A 14,564-nucleotide genomic window follows, 5' to 3' on the forward strand; every position below is an offset into this window, starting at 1 on the left:
GGAACGGGAACGAATGACCGATAGTAACGACGACAAGACAATCAGCGTAGCGGGCAAAAAGACACTCACCCTGAAACCATCGGGGATGAGCCAGGGCACCGTTCGCCAGGATATGGGTCGAGGTCGCACCAAGGCGGTCGTCGTCGAGACCCGTAAGCGGCGCCCGATGCGCCCGGAAGATGAAAAGCCGATCACGCCCGTCGCTCCGACGGCCCCCGTCCGCGCAGCCGAACCGGCGCCCGCACCCGTGCAGGCGCGTCCGCAGCAGCCGACGCCGGCTCCGCGGGTCCAGCAGGGCAACAACAACCAGACGAACCAACGTCCGCCGCAGCAGTCTCACCAGCCGCCGCGCCAGAACGATCGTCCGCGCCCGGTGGTGCTGAACCATCTGTCGCCGGAAGAGATGGACGCCCGCCGCCGCGCGCTTGCCGACTCCCAGGCGCGTGACGCCCAGGATGCGATCCGCCGCGCCGAGGAAGAAAAGCGCCGTGCCGCCGAAGAGGTGATCCGCAAGGCCGCCGAAGCAGAAGAAGCTGCCCGCAGGGCCGCTGAAGAAGCTATCCGGCAGGCTGAAGCACCTGCTGTTGCCGAACCCGCAGTCGCAGAACAGGCTCCGGCCGAGGCACGCTCCGACGCGCCACGGCCGCCGCAGCCCGCATCGTCGGCACCGGCCGCACGCCGGCCCGATGCGGCTGGAGCACCTGCTGCCCGTCCGGCACCCGGCGCTGCCGTCCCCGGCGCCGTTCGCGGCCGCCGCGAGGAAAAGGAAGACGACGATCGTGGCGCAGCGCGCGGCGGTCCGGTCCGTGGCCGCGTTGTTCGCCCGGAACCCGCAAAGCCGGTCACGACTCGTCCGAAGACGGATGAAGAGCGCCGCCGCGGCAAGTTGACGATCACCACTGCCAACGTCGACGGCGAGGACAATGCCCGCGGTCGTTCGCTCTCGGCAATGCGTCGCCGTCAGGAGAAGTTCCGCCGCGGTCAGATGCAGGAAACCCGCGAGAAGATCTCCCGCGAGGTGGTTCTGCCCGAGACCATCACCATTCAGGAACTGTCGCAGCGCATGTCCGAACGCGCCGTCGACGTCATCAAGTACCTGATGAAGGAAGGCCAGATGATGAAGCCGGGCGACGTCATCGACGCCGACCTTGCCGAACTCATCGCCGGCGAATTCGGCCATACGGTCAGGCGCGTGTCGGAATCCGACGTCGAACTCGGCATCTTCAACGTGTCCGACGACGATGGCGAACTGGTTTCGCGCCCACCCGTCGTTACCATCATGGGCCATGTCGACCACGGCAAGACCTCGCTGCTCGACGCCATCCGCCATGCCAACGTGGTCTCCGGCGAAGCCGGTGGCATCACCCAGCATATCGGCGCCTATCAGGTGGAGCAGAACGGTCAGAAGATCACCTTCATCGATACGCCCGGCCACGCCGCCTTCACGGCAATGCGTGCCCGCGGTGCGCAGGCGACCGATATCGCGATCCTGGTCGTCGCAGCCGACGACAGCGTGATGCCGCAGACGATCGAATCGATCAACCACGCCAAGGCGGCCGGTGTTCCGATCATCGTGGCGATCAACAAGGTCGACAAGCACGAGGCTGATCCGCAGAAGGTCCGCAACCAGCTGCTGCAGCACGAAGTCTTCGTGGAATCCATGGGCGGCGAAGTGCTTGACGTCGAAGTTTCGGCCAAGACCGGCAAGAACCTCGACAAGCTGCTCGAGGCGATCCTGCTGCAGGCGGAAATTCTCGATCTCAAGGCCAATGCGAACCGGACCGCGGAAGGCACTGTCATCGAAGCCCAGCTCGATCGTGGCCGTGGCTCGGTCGCGACCGTGCTCGTCCAGAAGGGTACGCTGCGTCCGGGTCAGATCATCGTCGCCGGCGACGTCTGGGGCCGCGTGCGCGCTCTCGTCACCGACAAGGGCGACCATGTGAAGGAAGCTGGTCCGGCAACGCCGGTCGAGGTTCTCGGTCTGTCCGGCACGCCGCAGGCGGGCGACAAGTTCGCCGTCGTCGAAAGCGAAAGCCGCGCCCGCGAAATCTCGGAATATCGCCAGCGTCTGGCCCGCGACAAGGCGGCTGCCCGTCAGTCGGGACAGCGCGGTTCGCTGGAACAGATGATGATGCAGCGCCAGAGCGTCGGCATCAAGGAGTTCCCGCTGGTCATCAAGGGCGACGTGCAGGGCTCGATCGAAGCAATTGCCGGCGCGCTGGAGAAGCTCGGCACCGACGAAGTTCGTGCCCGCATCGTCCATTCGGGCGCCGGCGGCATCACCGAGTCGGATATCTCGCTCGCCGAAGCCTCGAACGCGGCCATCATCGGCTTCAACGTTCGTGCGAATACGCAAGCACGCCAGTTCGCCGAGCGCGAAGGCATCGAGATCCGCTACTACAACATCATCTACGACCTCGTGGATGACGTGAAGGCAGCGATGTCAGGCCTCTTGTCTCCGGAGCGGCGCGAAACCTTCATCGGCAATGCCGAGATCCTCGAGGTGTTCAACATCACCAAGGTCGGCAAGGTCGCAGGTTGCCGTGTCGTCGAAGGCAAGGTCGAACGTGGTGCAGGCGTCCGCCTCATCCGCAACGACGTCGTCGTTCACGAAGGCAAGCTCAAGACGCTCAAGCGCTTCAAGGACGAAGTGTCCGAAGTGCCGATGGGTCAGGAATGCGGCATGGCCTTCGAAAACTACGAGGACATGCGCGCCGGCGACGTCATCGAGTGCTTCCGCGTCGAACATATCACGCGCACGCTCTAAACTGCTGCGCCTGAACTTTTCCGAAAGCCATCCGCCAGCCGGCGGATGGCTTTCGGGCATCTGCCGACTTGACCTTTTCGACCAAAAGAGTCATGGACGCTCTCCTTTGACGGGTTCGATTCCCAGCCGCATCGGCAAATAGAGATAACAATGACCAGACCAACTTCTTCCGCGCCTTCGCAGCGCATGCTGCGCATTGGCGAACAGGTTCGCGCCGCTATCACCCAGGTGCTGCAGCGCGGCGAAGTGCGTGACGACGTCATCGAGGCGACCGTGATCTCGATCTCGGAAGTGCGCATGTCGCCGGACCTCAAGATCGCCACCGCCTATGTGACGCCGCTCGGCGTTTCCGACCACAGTATCGTCATCGAGGCGTTGAACCGCCATGCGAGGTTCATCCGCGGCCGGCTCGGGCCGCAGCTCCGGCAGATGAAATACATGCCGGAGGTGCGCTTCCGCGACGATACCAGCTTCGACAACTACAAGAAGATCGACGAGCTGCTGCGTTCGCCCGAGGTGAGCCGCGACCTCGACGGCGACAATGACGAACAATAAACAGAAGAGACGCATGTCCAAACCACGCAAATCCAAGGGCCGGCCGATTTCCGGCTGGCTGATCCTCGACAAACCGGTGGATTTCGGCTCGACGGAAGCCGTTTCCAAGATCAAGTGGCTCTACAAGGCTGAGAAGGCCGGTCATGCCGGCACGCTCGATCCGCTCGCCTCCGGCATGCTGCCGATCGCGCTCGGCGACGCGACGAAGACCGTTCCCTACGTAATGGACGGCCGCAAGATCTATGAATTCACGGTGAGTTGGGGCGAGGAGCGTGCGACCGACGACCTCGAAGGCGACGTGACCAAGAGTTCGGACAAACGCCCGAGCGAACAGCAGATCCGCGATATCCTGCCTGGATATATCGGTACCATCAGCCAGGTGCCGCCGCAGTTTTCCGCCATCAAGATATCCGGTGAACGCGCCTATGATCTGGCGCGCGAAGGCGAAACCGTCGAAATCCCCTCGCGTGAGGTCGATATCTTCCGGCTGACCTTGCTCGCCTGCCCGGACGCCGACAGCGCGCATTTCGAAGTGGAATGCGGAAAGGGTACTTATGTCAGGGCGCTGGCGCGCGATTTCGGCCGCGAGCTCGGCTGCTACGGCCATGTGTCCGGGCTGCGGCGCACCTTCGTCGCGCCTTTCGCGGAAGAGGCCATGGTGCCGCTCGCGGATCTCGTGGCACTGGAAGCGGTCGAGGATATGGACGAGCGCCTGGCGGCCCTCGACGCGCTGCTGATCGACACCTGCGAAGCGCTGTCATCCCTGCCCCATCTCGTCATCAACGACGACCAGGCGCACCGGCTGAAGATGGGCAACCCGATCCTGGTGCGTGGCCGCGATGCGCCGGTTGCCGAAAGCGAAGCCTATGCGACGGCCCGCGGCAAGCTGATCGCGATCGGTGAGATCGGTCAGGGCGAGTTTCGCCCGAAGCGGGTTTTCGCCTGAGCCTATCTTGCTTTCTGACAACGACAGCGATTGTCAGCCGGTAGCGATGCGATATCTTCCCTGTCGGGCCATAGCGGCCCGAGGGGCCATGGGGGCCAGACAGAGGGAATGATCATGCGCGGAACTGCTATCGGAATCCTGACGTTCTTTTCGATGTTTCTCGCCGTCGCCGGCGCTCGATCCGCCGAGCGCTGGGCCGAGCTCCCGGCCTTTCCTTCGATGCCGGCGGCAAAGACGAGCGGCATGGCCGAAGTGAACGACATCAGGATGTATTACGCCGAATACGGCGAAGGCGACCCCATCCTGTTCATTCACGGCGGACTTGGAAATGCCGAGGTCTGGGGTCATCAGGTCGCCGATTTTGCCAAGGACCACCTGGTCATCGTTGCCGACAGCCGCGGCCATGGACGTTCGACGCGCAGCCAGCAGCCCTTCGGCTATGACCTGATGACATCGGATTATGTGGCACTTCTCGACTATCTGAAGATCGACAAGGTGACGCTTGTCGGATGGTCGGACGGCGGCATCATCGGCATCGACATGGCGATGAAACACCCGGAAAAATTGACCCGCGTCATTGCCCAGGCAGCCAACGTCACGACAGACGGCGTCAAGGCTGACGTCATGGACAATAAGACCTTCAACGACTACATCAACGTCGCCGGCGAGCAGTACCGGAAGCTTTCGCCGACACCGAACGAATACGACGCCTTCGTCAAGCAGATCTCCGAAATGTGGGCAACCCAGCCGGCCTGGACGGCCGCCGATCTTGCCAAGATCTCGGTGCCGGTCACGCTTGCCATCGGCGATCATGATGAAGCCGTAAAGCTCGACCATACGGAAATGATGGCAAAGCAGATTCCAGGCGCCAAACTCGTCATCCTGAAAGATGTGAGCCATTTCGCCATGCTGCAGGATCCTGCAGCCTATGACGGGATGATCCGGGGCGCCATGGCGGGCCGTTGAAGCCGCCAAGGACGACCCCTCTTTCCATCGATCCATATTTGGTTTATAGGCAGCGCCAGCATCGGGTACGCCCGTTTGCATTCACGGCCAAAGCTGGACGACATCCCGGCTTTTGGCGACTTAATCTCCTCCTCTTAGAAAGGATCACCCGATGTCGATCACTGCTGAGCGCAAGTCTGCGCTGATCAAGGAATATGCGACCGTTGAAGGCGATACCGGTTCTCCGGAAGTCCAGGTCGCGATCTTGACCGAACGCATCAACAACCTGACCGAACACTTCAAGGACCACAAGAAGGATAACCATTCCCGCCGTGGCCTGCTGACGATGGTTTCGAGCCGCCGCTCGCTTCTTGATTATCTCAAGAAGAAGGATGAAGGCCGCTATTCCAAGCTGATCACCAGCCTGGGTATCCGCCGCTAAGATTGTCCGGCGGGCGCTTTCCGAGCGCCCGCCGGATCTGTTTCGGGACAAGGGTCCCGATGAAATGTTCCAGCCGCGCCCTATCTTTTAGCGATGGAACGACCGGCAGACCCGGATGGGCCGGATCTGCCAAACCAACCGTTGACCTGTCATGGGGCAGGATTGCCGGATGCTTTCGGCCAAGGCTTGTCAATGAGCTTTGGCCCGGTTTCTGAGGATCCCCTGAGGAAACCGAGGATGAAAAGCCTCCCGTTGTCTTGCCCGTGATACGTCACATTGATTGCGGTCGACTGTGCGCTGCGCCTTGATATCGGCGATGGCGCGTGCTCCCGCATTGAAGGACAAGACATGTTTGATACACACACAGTCGAAATCGAGTGGGCCGGCCGCCCGCTGAAGCTCGAAACCGGCAAGATCGCCCGTCAGGCCGACGGCGCGGTTCTCGCCACCTACGGCGAAACCGTCGTTCTCGCCACCGTCGTCTCGGCCAAGTCGCCGAAGCCCGGCCAGGACTTCTTTCCGCTCACCGTCAACTACCAGGAAAAGACCTACGCTGCCGGCAAGATCCCCGGCGGCTATTTCAAGCGTGAAGGCCGCCCGAGCGAGAACGAGACCCTCGTTTCCCGCCTGATCGACCGCCCGATCCGCCCGCTCTTCCCGGAAGGCTACAAGAACGACACGCAGGTCGTCGTTACCGTCATCCAGCACGACCTTGAAAACAATCCCGACGTGCTGTCGATGGTTGCCACCTCGGCAGCGCTGACGCTGTCCGGCGTTCCCTTCATGGGCCCGGTCGGCGGTGCGCGCGTCGGCTACATCAACGGCGAATACGTTCTCAACCCGCATCTCGACGAGATGGACGAATCGAGCCTCGACCTCGTCGTCGCCGGCACCTACGACGCCGTGCTGATGGTGGAATCCGAAGCCAAGGAACTCAACGAAGACGTCATGCTCGGCGCCGTCATGTTCGGGCACAAGGGCTTCCAGCCGGTTCTCGACGCGATCATCAAGCTCGCCGAAGTGGCCGCCAAGGAGCCGCGCGACTTCCAGCCGGAAGACTACTCCGCTCTCGAAACCGAGATGCTCGGCCTTGCCGAAGGTGAACTTCGCGAAGCCTACAAGATCACCCAGAAGGCTGACCGCTACGCCGCCGTCGACGCCGTCAAGGCGAAGGTGAAGGCACACTTCCTCCCCGAGGAAGGCGAAGCCCGGTACACGCCCGAGGAAGTCGGCGCGATCTTCAAGCATCTGCAGGCAAAGATTGTCCGCTGGAACATCCTCGACACCAAGAGCCGCATCGACGGCCGCGACCTCGAAACCGTTCGTCCGATCGTTTCGGAAGTCGGCCTTCTGCCGCGCACCCATGGTTCGGCGCTCTTCACCCGCGGTGAAACGCAGGCGATCGTGGTTGCCACCCTTGGCACCGGCGAAGACGAGCAGTATGTCGACAGCCTGACGGGCATGTACAAGGAGCGCTTCCTGCTCCATTACAACTTCCCTCCCTACTCGGTTGGCGAGACCGGCCGCATGGGCTCCCCGGGTCGCCGCGAAATCGGCCACGGCAAGCTCGCATGGCGCGCGATCCGTCCGATGCTGCCGACGCCCGAGCAATTCCCCTACACGCTGCGTGTCGTCTCCGAGATCACCGAGTCGAATGGCTCGTCCTCGATGGCGACCGTCTGCGGCACCTCGCTCGCTCTGATGGACGCCGGCGTTCCGCTGGCAAAGCCGGTTGCCGGTATCGCCATGGGTCTGATCCTGGAAGGCGATCGCTTCGCTGTCCTCTCCGACATTCTCGGTGACGAAGACCACCTCGGCGACATGGACTTCAAGGTCGCCGGTACCGCCGACGGCATCACCTCGCTGCAGATGGACATCAAGATCGCCGGTATCACCGAAGAGATCATGAAGGTTGCTCTTGGCCAGGCCCAGGGCGGTCGCGCCCACATCCTCGGCGAAATGTCCAAGGCCATCACCGAAAGCCGCGGCCAACTCGGCGAATTCGCTCCGCGCATCGAAGTCATGAACATCCCGGTCGACAAGATCCGTGAAGTCATCGGCTCCGGCGGCAAGGTCATTCGCGAAATCGTCGAAAAGACCGGCGCGAAGATCAACATCGAGGATGACGGCACCGTCAAGATCGCCTCCTCCTCCGGCAAGGAGATCGAAGCGGCCCGCAAGTGGATCCACTCGATCGTCGCCGAACCTGAGATCGGCCAAGTCTACGAAGGCACGGTCGTCAAGACCGCCGACTTCGGCGCCTTCGTCAACTTCTTCGGCGCCCGTGACGGTCTCGTCCACATCTCGCAGCTTGCTTCCGAGCGTGTTGCCAAGACGCAGGACGTCGTCAAGGAAGGCGACAAGGTCTGGGTCAAGCTGCTCGGCTTCGACGAACGCGGCAAGGTTCGCCTGTCGATGAAGGTCGTCGACCAGGCCACCGGCCAGGAAATTGCGAACGAGAAGAAGAAGGAAGAAGCGGCCGAATAAGCCGCCTTCCAAATTTAATATCGGGCGCGGGAATGCTTCCGCGCCCTTTTTTGTATGAGAAGACGAGACGAGACCATGAGCAGCGAGACGCTGAAGACCCTGTTCCATCCCTTTGCCAGCGGCACAGTCGCGGCGCCCGGCGAGGGCGAGCGCGTGCTCTTCCTCGGCGCCGAGGCAGGCTTTGCGCTGCCGGAAGGCTTTGCCGCCTCGCTCAGCGCCGTCCAAGGCTTCCGGCCGCTCTACCGGCAGCTGCTGGCCCAGCGGATCGAAGCGAAGCCGGAGATCGACGGCGAGGACTACGATGCGGCTCTGGTGCTCTGCACCAAACACAAGGGTGAGAACGAGGCCAATCTTGCTGCCGCTATCGCCCGAACGCGGCTCGGTGGCCTGATCGTCGTTGCCGGCGCCAAGGAAGACGGCATCCAGCCACTGCGCAAGCGGATGGAAGGTTTCAATCTCGCCGTCGACCATATGCCGAAATATCATGGCGTCGCCTTCTGGTTTGGTCGACCGGCGGACTCCGACGAGATTATCTCCAAGCTGGCAAAGGCGCCGGTCCGCGTCGACGGCCGTTTCAATGCAACCGCCGGCATGTTCTCGCATGACCGCATCGACGCCGGATCGGAGCTGCTCGCCTCGCGCCTGCCTGAGGACTTCACCGGCGACGTTGCGGATTTCGGGGCCGGATGGGGCTATCTCTCCGTCGAGATGGCGCGGAAGTCGCGTGGACTGACGCGCCTCGACCTCTACGAGGCCGATCACGCGGCTCTCGCGGCTGCCAGGGGTAATCTGGCGGAGAACTGCCCGAACGCGCCTGCGCGCTTCTTCTGGCACGATCTGGCGGGAGAGCCGGTCAAGGACAAATACGATCTCGTCATCATGAACCCGCCCTTCCATGAGGGGCACGCGGCCGAGCCGGCGCTCGGCCAGGCAATGATCAAGACTGCCGCATCCGCCCTTCGTGGCGGCGGCCGCCTGATGCTCGTCGCCAATCGCGGCCTGCCTTACGAGCCGGTTCTGGCGGCGAATTTCAGGGAAAGCGGCGAAACCTGCCGCAACGCCCGGTTCAAGGTTCTCTGGGCGAAGAAATAAGCTTTACGCGGCTTCGATTTCCTTGCGGGCGGCACTCGCAAGGAAAGCCGAGCGGGTTAGCCCGCGCTCTTTCGCGGCCTTGTCGATTGCATCCAACATGCCTTTGTCGAAGGTGACATTGGCTCGGACGGTGCGCGTCGTATCCTCGATAAAGGGAATACGCGTCAGAAAAGCACCAGCGGCCAGTTGCTCGCGGATATCCTGTCTGGAACTGATCTCGTCGTATGAGGAGGGCATCGGCAGGGCTTCGTCCTCCGCCCAGAGGCGCAACGCTTCGATGGCGTTTGCAGTCAGGTCCTCTTCCTCATCGGCAGCAGAGAATATCGAAGGCAGATCTGGAAAGCTGATCCCGAAAGCGCTGTCGCTATCCTTATGCACGAGGGCAATGAAATATTTCATGATTTGTCACTCGCATTCCATCCGGCCTGTTTTGCAATAGCAAGAGCCGTGCCGGTCGGCAGATCCTTCTTCGGGTGCGGAACGATGATGGTCTGACTACCTCTTCGAAGCTTGTGGTGCGAGCCTTTGATCGAAACGACTTCGAAGCCTTCGCGCTTCAGCCTGGCAATAATCTTCTGACTGTTTCGCTCCACGGATCGCCCCAAATCCTTTGGCAATATAACTCTTCCGGACAAAACAACAAGGCCACGCGCATTATAATACGCATGGCCGCCTAGCAGAGCTATCGGAACAAGACTGTTATTCGACGTCCGCCTTGCGCAGCGTTTCCAGCGTCGGCATGGAGGTGACGTTGAAGCCGGCGTCGACGAAGTGGATTTCGCCGGTGACGCCGGAGGAAAGGTCGGAGAGCAGGTAGAGAGCCGAGCTGCCGACCTGATCGATGGTGACGGTCTTGCGCAGCGGCGCATTGCGCTGGTTCCAGGAGAGGATCGCGCGCGCATCGGAGATGCCGGCGCCGGCAAGCGTGCGGATGGGGCCGGCGGAAATGGCGTTGACGCGGATGCCGCGTGGGCCGTAGTCGGCAGCGAGATAGCGCACCGAAGCCTCCAGTGCTGCCTTGGCAACGCCCATGACGTTGTAATTCGGGATGACGCGCGTCGAGCCATTATAGGTCAGCGTCAGCATCGCACCACCATCTTCCATCAACGGAGCGCAGCGCTTGGCGATCTCGGTGAAGGAGAAACAGGAAATGACCATAGTGCGGCTGAAATTCTCACGCGTCGTATCGGCGTAGAGACCCTTCAGCTCGTTCTTGTCGGAAAAGCCGATGGCATGGACGATGAAATCGAGCTTGCCCCAGCGCTCGCTTATCGCATCGACGACGGCATCGACCGAGGCGATGTCCTCGACGTCGCAGGGCAGGACGAAATCCGAGTTCACCTCGGCAGCAAGCGGCTTGACGCGCTTGCCGAGCGCATCGCCCTGATAGGTGAAGGCGAGTTCCGCACCCTGTGCGGCGAGAGCTTTTGAAATTCCCCAGGCGATCGAGTGGTTGTTGGCGACGCCCATGACGAGCCCGCGCTTACCCTGCATGATTCCCGTCATACTATTATTATCCGTTATAGCGCTGGAAGACGAGCGTGGCGTTGGTGCCGCCGAAGCCGAAGGAATTGGAGAGGGCGATGTCGATCTTCGCGTCGTCGATACGCTTGCGCACGATCGGCACGCCTTCGAATTCGGGATCGAGCTCGGTGATATGGGCGCTTTCGCCGATGAAGCCTTGCTGCATCATCAGCAGGGAATAGATCGATTCCTGCACGCCGGCAGCGCCAAGCGAATGGCCGGTCAGCGACTTGGTCGACTGGATATGCGGGATCTTCGAGCCGAATACTTCGCGGATGGCGCCGATTTCCTTACTGTCGCCCACCGGCGTCGAGGTGCCGTGGGTGTTGACGTAGTCGACATCGCCTTTGACGGTTGCGAGCGCCTGGCGCATGCAGCGGATAGCGCCTTCGCCCGAGGGGGCGACCATGTCGTATCCGTCCGAAGTTGCGCCGTAGCCGACGATTTCGGCATAGATCTTGGCACCGCGGGCCTTGGCGCGCTCCAGCTCCTCGAGCACCAGCACGCCGGCGCCGCCGGCAATGACGAAACCATCGCGGTTGACGTCATAGGCGCGCGAGGCGCTGTCCGGCGTGTCGTTATATTTGGAGGACATGGCGCCCATGGCGTCGAAGAGGTTGGACATCGTCCAATCGAGATCCTCGTGGCCGCCGGCGAACATCACGTCCTGCTTGCCCCACTGGATCATCTCGGCGGCGTTGCCGATGCAATGCGCCGACGTCGAGCAAGCCGACGAGATCGAATAATTGACGCCGTGGATCTTGAACCAGGTGGCGAGCGTGGCCGATGCGGTCGAGGACATCGCCTTCGGCACGGCGAAGGGGCCGATGCGCTTCGGGCTGTTGTTCTTGACGGTGATTTCGGCGGCCTCGATCAGGGTGCGGGTGGACGGACCGCCAGAGCCCATGATGATGCCGGTACGCTCGTTCTGAGCGTAGTCTTTCTCTTCCAGGCCGGAATCGGCAAGTGCCTGTTTCATGGCCACATGGTTCCAGGCGCCGCCCTGCGACAGGAAACGCATGGCGCGGCGGTCGACCAGTTCGGCAAGTTCCGCCGAACCGAGCTTCGGACTGCCCCAGACCTGGCACTTGAACCCATGTTCGGCGAAATCGCTCGAAAAGGAGATACCCGACTTTGCCTGCCGCAAGGATTCGGTGACTTCGGCCGCGTCGTTTCCGATCGAGGACACGACACCCAGACCTGTGACAACTACCCGTCTCATCTGATCAAACCTTTGTTGTTTTCGTCAGCCGCTGGAAAAGCGGTTTCAGGCCGTCTTGTCTTTCGATAGACCGACGCGAAGATCGGCCGCCTGATATATGGTCTCGCCGTCCGCCTTTAGCCAGCCGTCGGCGGTGCCGAGGACCAGACGGCCGCGCATGACACGCTTGAAGTCGATGCCATATTCGATCAGCTTCGTCTGTGGCCGGACCATGCCCTTGAATTTCACTTCGCCGGTCGAAAGCGCCATGCCGCGGCCTTCTTCGCCGAGCCAACCCAGAAAGAAACCGGTCAGCTGCCACATGCCGTCGAGACCGAGGCAGCCCGGCATGATCGGATTGCCTTCGAAATGGCAGGGAAAATACCAGTCGTCCGGGCGTACGTCGTATTCCGCCCTGAGGTAGCCCTTATCGAAGGTGCCGCCCGTTTCGGAAATGTCCGTGATGCGATGAACCATCAGCATGGGAGGCAGGGGCAACTGCGCATTGCCGGGGCCGAACAGCTCGCCATGTGCGCAAGCGATGAGTTCTTCATACGAGAAGCTGGACTGTCTGGTCGTCATAAAGTTTCTTTTTCCCCCCGCGTCAAGCCGATGGATGTGAACGTGTAGTCCAAGTTCTTCAGAAAATGAAGCACAAGCAAGGCAGCTTCATTCATCGCCCCGGACCAGGCTTGCGCCATTATTTGGTGGTCGCATACAGGAAGGCTAGGGCTGGGACCAGACCTATTTGCGTCAAAAGCCCGTTTTTGCCGCGTTTATCGGGCTCCCGTCCCCATTGAACTATTGAAAGGCTCCGATGCAAAAGTTATACCGCTTAAAGAAACATGATTGCTTTATGCCAGAATAACCGGAGTTGGTTTTGATGACGGGTGCATTCCCGATCGCAATAGAGGTAAGGCTGCGCGGTGCAGGCCTGCGCCCCACCCGCCAGCGCGTCGCGCTCGGCGATCTCCTGTTTGCCAAGGGCGACCGGCATTTGACCGTCGAGGAACTGCATGAAGAGGCGGTTGCCGCCGGCGTGCCGGTGTCCTTGGCAACCGTCTACAACACGCTGCACCAATTCACGGAAGCCGGTCTCATCCGCGTTCTCGCCGTCGAGAGCGCCAAGACCTATTTCGACACCAATGTTTCCGACCATCACCATTTCTTCGTCGAAGGCGAAAACGAGGTGCTCGACATTCCCGTCAGCAACCTGACGATCGCCAATCTGCCGGAACCGCCTGAGGGCATGGAGATCGCCCATGTCGACGTGGTGATCCGCCTGCGGGCGAAGCAGGGCTGACGACACCTCTAAATTAGGCCTCACATGACATCGTCGGGATGTCGGCCGGGCTTGTGCCTGTAGGTCGGGAAGGTCCAGCCGAACCACAGGGCTCCACCACGGACGGCAAAGGCCGCCGCGACGCCGCAGGCAGACGCCAGATAGAGCTGCATTCCGAGCGCATTGGCGGCCGTGAACACGCCGGCGCCGATAAGGGCTGCGGTCACGTAAATTTCCGGCCGCAACAGCACCGAAGGCTCGTTTGCCATCAGATCGCGCAGGATGCCGCCGAAGGTCGCCGTCAGCGTGCCGGTGACGATTGCAATCGTGGGCGAACCGGTGGCGGCGAGGCCCTTGGCGGCGCCGATCACGCAATAGGCGGCAAGGCCGATCGCATCCAGCCAGATCAGCAGGCGATAGCGCGATTCCAGCAGGTGGGCGGTGAAGAAAACAATGACTCCCACGATGCAGCAGACGAGGATATAGGCGGGGTTCAGCACCCAGAAGACCGGCACGCGGCCGAGCACGATATCGCGCACGGTGCCGCCGCCCGTTCCCGTCACCATGGCGAAAAACAAAAAACCGATCAGGTCCAGTTGCTTGCGCGAGGCGGCGAGCGCGCCTGTCGCTGCAAACAGCGCAATGCCGGCATAATCGAGATAGACGAGCAAGGACATGCGGCCCCCGGAACCGGCGAACAATCTCCGGAAAGAAACACGGCGGCAAGGGCGGCGCAAGGCGGCGTGGCCATAAAGGTGAAGTCTTTGTTTGCTGCATGTCGTTGCCCAAAAACCGCTGCCCACTTTGGGCGACATGTATTGGGAGCCTTTATCCGAAAGAGGAAAGCCGTGAAAACGCTGCTACTCGCCGTTCTGAATATCGTTCTGCTGCTGGTCATGCCGGCTGTCGCCTTCGGCCAGCAATCGCTGATTTCCGATCCCGAGATCTACGAGAAGAAACATTTCCAGGAGCAGTGCAAGACGGCCGAGTTTGCCGACGGATTCGTCACCCGGCAGGACATCAACAATGACGGCTTGATCGACGCGGTGGTCAACGAGGGCCAGCTGACCTGCGACGGGCAGAAGGGGCCGCAATGCAATGATGACGGCTGCACCTATAATTTCTACCTGCAGGTTGCCGAAGGCGGTTATTTCATGATCGCGACGGCGCAGATCTATGGCTACGATTTCGTCCAGCGCTTCGGCAACATGGTGCTGGCGATGAAGATGCATCCGCGCTTCTGCGACCGCACCGAAGGTGATCCCTGCATCGTGACGGCGCGTGTCCGCGGCACGAAATTCGTCACCATCTCGAAGAAATAGT

General features: G+C 61.5%; 15 protein-coding genes. 9 read left to right on the forward strand and 6 right to left on the reverse strand.

What is annotated here, in order from left to right:
• Window positions 1-13 precede the first annotated feature (13 nt).
• From infB to G9X68_RS09070, 7 genes are all read left to right on the forward strand, one after another.
• Entirely contained in the window at window positions 14-2,767 is a 2,754-nt protein-coding gene (infB, locus tag G9X68_RS09040) for a translation initiation factor IF-2 (protein WP_171602072.1), read from the forward strand.
• 150 nt (window positions 2,768-2,917) lie between these two features.
• Entirely contained in the window at window positions 2,918-3,322 is a 405-nt protein-coding gene (gene rbfA / locus G9X68_RS09045) for a 30S ribosome-binding factor RbfA (protein WP_027669097.1), read from the forward strand.
• Window positions 3,323-3,335: 13 nt separating this feature from the next.
• Window positions 3,336-4,268, forward strand: a complete 933-nt coding sequence (gene truB, locus G9X68_RS09050; RefSeq protein WP_171602073.1) for a tRNA pseudouridine(55) synthase TruB — start codon at window positions 3,336-3,338, stop codon at window positions 4,266-4,268.
• A 114-nt stretch (window positions 4,269-4,382) separates the two neighbouring features.
• The gene (locus G9X68_RS09055) at window positions 4,383-5,234 is read left to right on the forward strand and encodes an alpha/beta fold hydrolase (RefSeq protein ID WP_171602074.1); all 852 of its coding nucleotides are present in this window, start codon (window positions 4,383-4,385) and stop codon (window positions 5,232-5,234) included.
• Between the two features lie 151 nt (window positions 5,235-5,385).
• Window positions 5,386-5,655: a 30S ribosomal protein S15 gene (rpsO, locus tag G9X68_RS09060; RefSeq protein ID WP_003544317.1), complete on the forward strand. Its 270-nt coding sequence runs from the start codon at window positions 5,386-5,388 to the stop codon at window positions 5,653-5,655.
• 348 nt (window positions 5,656-6,003) lie between these two features.
• The gene (gene pnp, locus G9X68_RS09065) at window positions 6,004-8,142 is read left to right on the forward strand and encodes a polyribonucleotide nucleotidyltransferase (RefSeq protein ID WP_171602075.1); all 2,139 of its coding nucleotides are present in this window, start codon (window positions 6,004-6,006) and stop codon (window positions 8,140-8,142) included.
• 75 nt (window positions 8,143-8,217) lie between these two features.
• Entirely contained in the window at window positions 8,218-9,234 is a 1,017-nt protein-coding gene (locus G9X68_RS09070; RefSeq protein ID WP_171602076.1) for a class I SAM-dependent methyltransferase, read from the forward strand.
• Window positions 9,235-9,237: 3 nt separating this feature from the next.
• On the opposite strand, the gene G9X68_RS09075 is transcribed toward G9X68_RS09070, so the two are convergent.
• The 5 genes from G9X68_RS09075 to fabA form a co-directional block, all read right to left on the reverse strand.
• The gene (locus G9X68_RS09075; RefSeq protein WP_171602077.1) at window positions 9,238-9,633 is read right to left on the reverse strand and encodes a type II toxin-antitoxin system HicB family antitoxin; all 396 of its coding nucleotides are present in this window, start codon (window positions 9,631-9,633) and stop codon (window positions 9,238-9,240) included.
• The gene (locus tag G9X68_RS09080; protein WP_171602187.1) at window positions 9,630-9,827 is read right to left on the reverse strand and encodes a type II toxin-antitoxin system HicA family toxin; all 198 of its coding nucleotides are present in this window, start codon (window positions 9,825-9,827) and stop codon (window positions 9,630-9,632) included. Before G9X68_RS09080 ends, G9X68_RS09075 begins: the two co-directional genes overlap by 4 nt.
• Before the next feature lie 106 nt (window positions 9,828-9,933).
• Complete coding sequence (gene fabI / locus G9X68_RS09085; RefSeq protein WP_171602078.1) at window positions 9,934-10,740, reverse strand: enoyl-ACP reductase FabI; 807 nt, start codon at window positions 10,738-10,740, stop codon at window positions 9,934-9,936.
• Between the two features lie 7 nt (window positions 10,741-10,747).
• Window positions 10,748-11,980, reverse strand: a complete 1,233-nt coding sequence (gene fabB / locus G9X68_RS09090) for a beta-ketoacyl-ACP synthase I (RefSeq protein ID WP_017962727.1) — start codon at window positions 11,978-11,980, stop codon at window positions 10,748-10,750.
• A gap of 45 nt (window positions 11,981-12,025) precedes the next feature.
• A complete protein-coding gene (gene fabA, locus G9X68_RS09095; protein ID WP_017962726.1) occupies window positions 12,026-12,541 on the reverse strand; it encodes a 3-hydroxyacyl-[acyl-carrier-protein] dehydratase FabA in 516 nt (171 codons plus the stop codon).
• Between the two features lie 301 nt (window positions 12,542-12,842).
• Between fabA and irrA the strand changes: the two genes are divergently transcribed.
• Window positions 12,843-13,262, forward strand: coding sequence for an iron response transcriptional regulator IrrA (irrA, locus tag G9X68_RS09100; RefSeq protein ID WP_003544303.1), 420 nt, complete (start codon window positions 12,843-12,845; stop codon window positions 13,260-13,262).
• 20 nt (window positions 13,263-13,282) lie between these two features.
• On the opposite strand, the gene G9X68_RS09105 is transcribed toward irrA, so the two are convergent.
• Window positions 13,283-13,918 (reverse strand): trimeric intracellular cation channel family protein, encoded by a 636-nt coding sequence (locus G9X68_RS09105; RefSeq protein WP_168312068.1) that lies wholly within the window; start codon window positions 13,916-13,918, stop codon window positions 13,283-13,285.
• Between the two features lie 171 nt (window positions 13,919-14,089).
• Here G9X68_RS09105 and G9X68_RS09110 point away from each other — a divergent pair, with 171 nt between their 5' ends.
• Window positions 14,090-14,563 (forward strand): hypothetical protein, encoded by a 474-nt coding sequence (locus G9X68_RS09110; RefSeq protein WP_171602079.1) that lies wholly within the window; start codon window positions 14,090-14,092, stop codon window positions 14,561-14,563.
• The last annotated feature ends 1 nt before the right edge of the window (window position 14,564 follow it).

The sequence above is a fragment of the Rhizobium changzhiense genome (genome assembly GCF_013087625.1).
Lineage (GTDB): Bacteria > Pseudomonadota > Alphaproteobacteria > Rhizobiales > Rhizobiaceae > Rhizobium > Rhizobium sophorae.

What these genes read in the sequence shown, in the direction of transcription:
- irrA (WP_003544303.1), top strand. Translation starts at nt 12,843, where the DNA reads ATGACGGGTGCATTCCCGATCGCAATAGAGGTAAGGCTGCGCGGTGCA.
- fabB (WP_017962727.1), bottom strand. Translation starts at nt 11,980, where the DNA reads ATGAGACGGGTAGTTGTCACAGGTCTGGGTGTCGTGTCCTCGATCGGA.
- infB (WP_171602072.1), top strand. Translation starts at nt 14, where the DNA reads ATGACCGATAGTAACGACGACAAGACAATCAGCGTAGCGGGCAAAAAG.
- G9X68_RS09075 (WP_171602077.1), bottom strand. Translation starts at nt 9,633, where the DNA reads ATGAAATATTTCATTGCCCTCGTGCATAAGGATAGCGACAGCGCTTTC.
- G9X68_RS09055 (WP_171602074.1), top strand. Translation starts at nt 4,383, where the DNA reads ATGCGCGGAACTGCTATCGGAATCCTGACGTTCTTTTCGATGTTTCTC.
- G9X68_RS09105 (WP_168312068.1), bottom strand. Translation starts at nt 13,918, where the DNA reads ATGTCCTTGCTCGTCTATCTCGATTATGCCGGCATTGCGCTGTTTGCA.
- pnp (WP_171602075.1), top strand. Translation starts at nt 6,004, where the DNA reads ATGTTTGATACACACACAGTCGAAATCGAGTGGGCCGGCCGCCCGCTG.
- fabI (WP_171602078.1), bottom strand. Translation starts at nt 10,740, where the DNA reads ATGACGGGAATCATGCAGGGTAAGCGCGGGCTCGTCATGGGCGTCGCC.
- truB (WP_171602073.1), top strand. Translation starts at nt 3,336, where the DNA reads ATGTCCAAACCACGCAAATCCAAGGGCCGGCCGATTTCCGGCTGGCTG.
- G9X68_RS09070 (WP_171602076.1), top strand. Translation starts at nt 8,218, where the DNA reads ATGAGCAGCGAGACGCTGAAGACCCTGTTCCATCCCTTTGCCAGCGGC.
- fabA (WP_017962726.1), bottom strand. Translation starts at nt 12,541, where the DNA reads ATGACGACCAGACAGTCCAGCTTCTCGTATGAAGAACTCATCGCTTGC.
- rbfA (WP_027669097.1), top strand. Translation starts at nt 2,918, where the DNA reads ATGACCAGACCAACTTCTTCCGCGCCTTCGCAGCGCATGCTGCGCATT.
- rpsO (WP_003544317.1), top strand. Translation starts at nt 5,386, where the DNA reads ATGTCGATCACTGCTGAGCGCAAGTCTGCGCTGATCAAGGAATATGCG.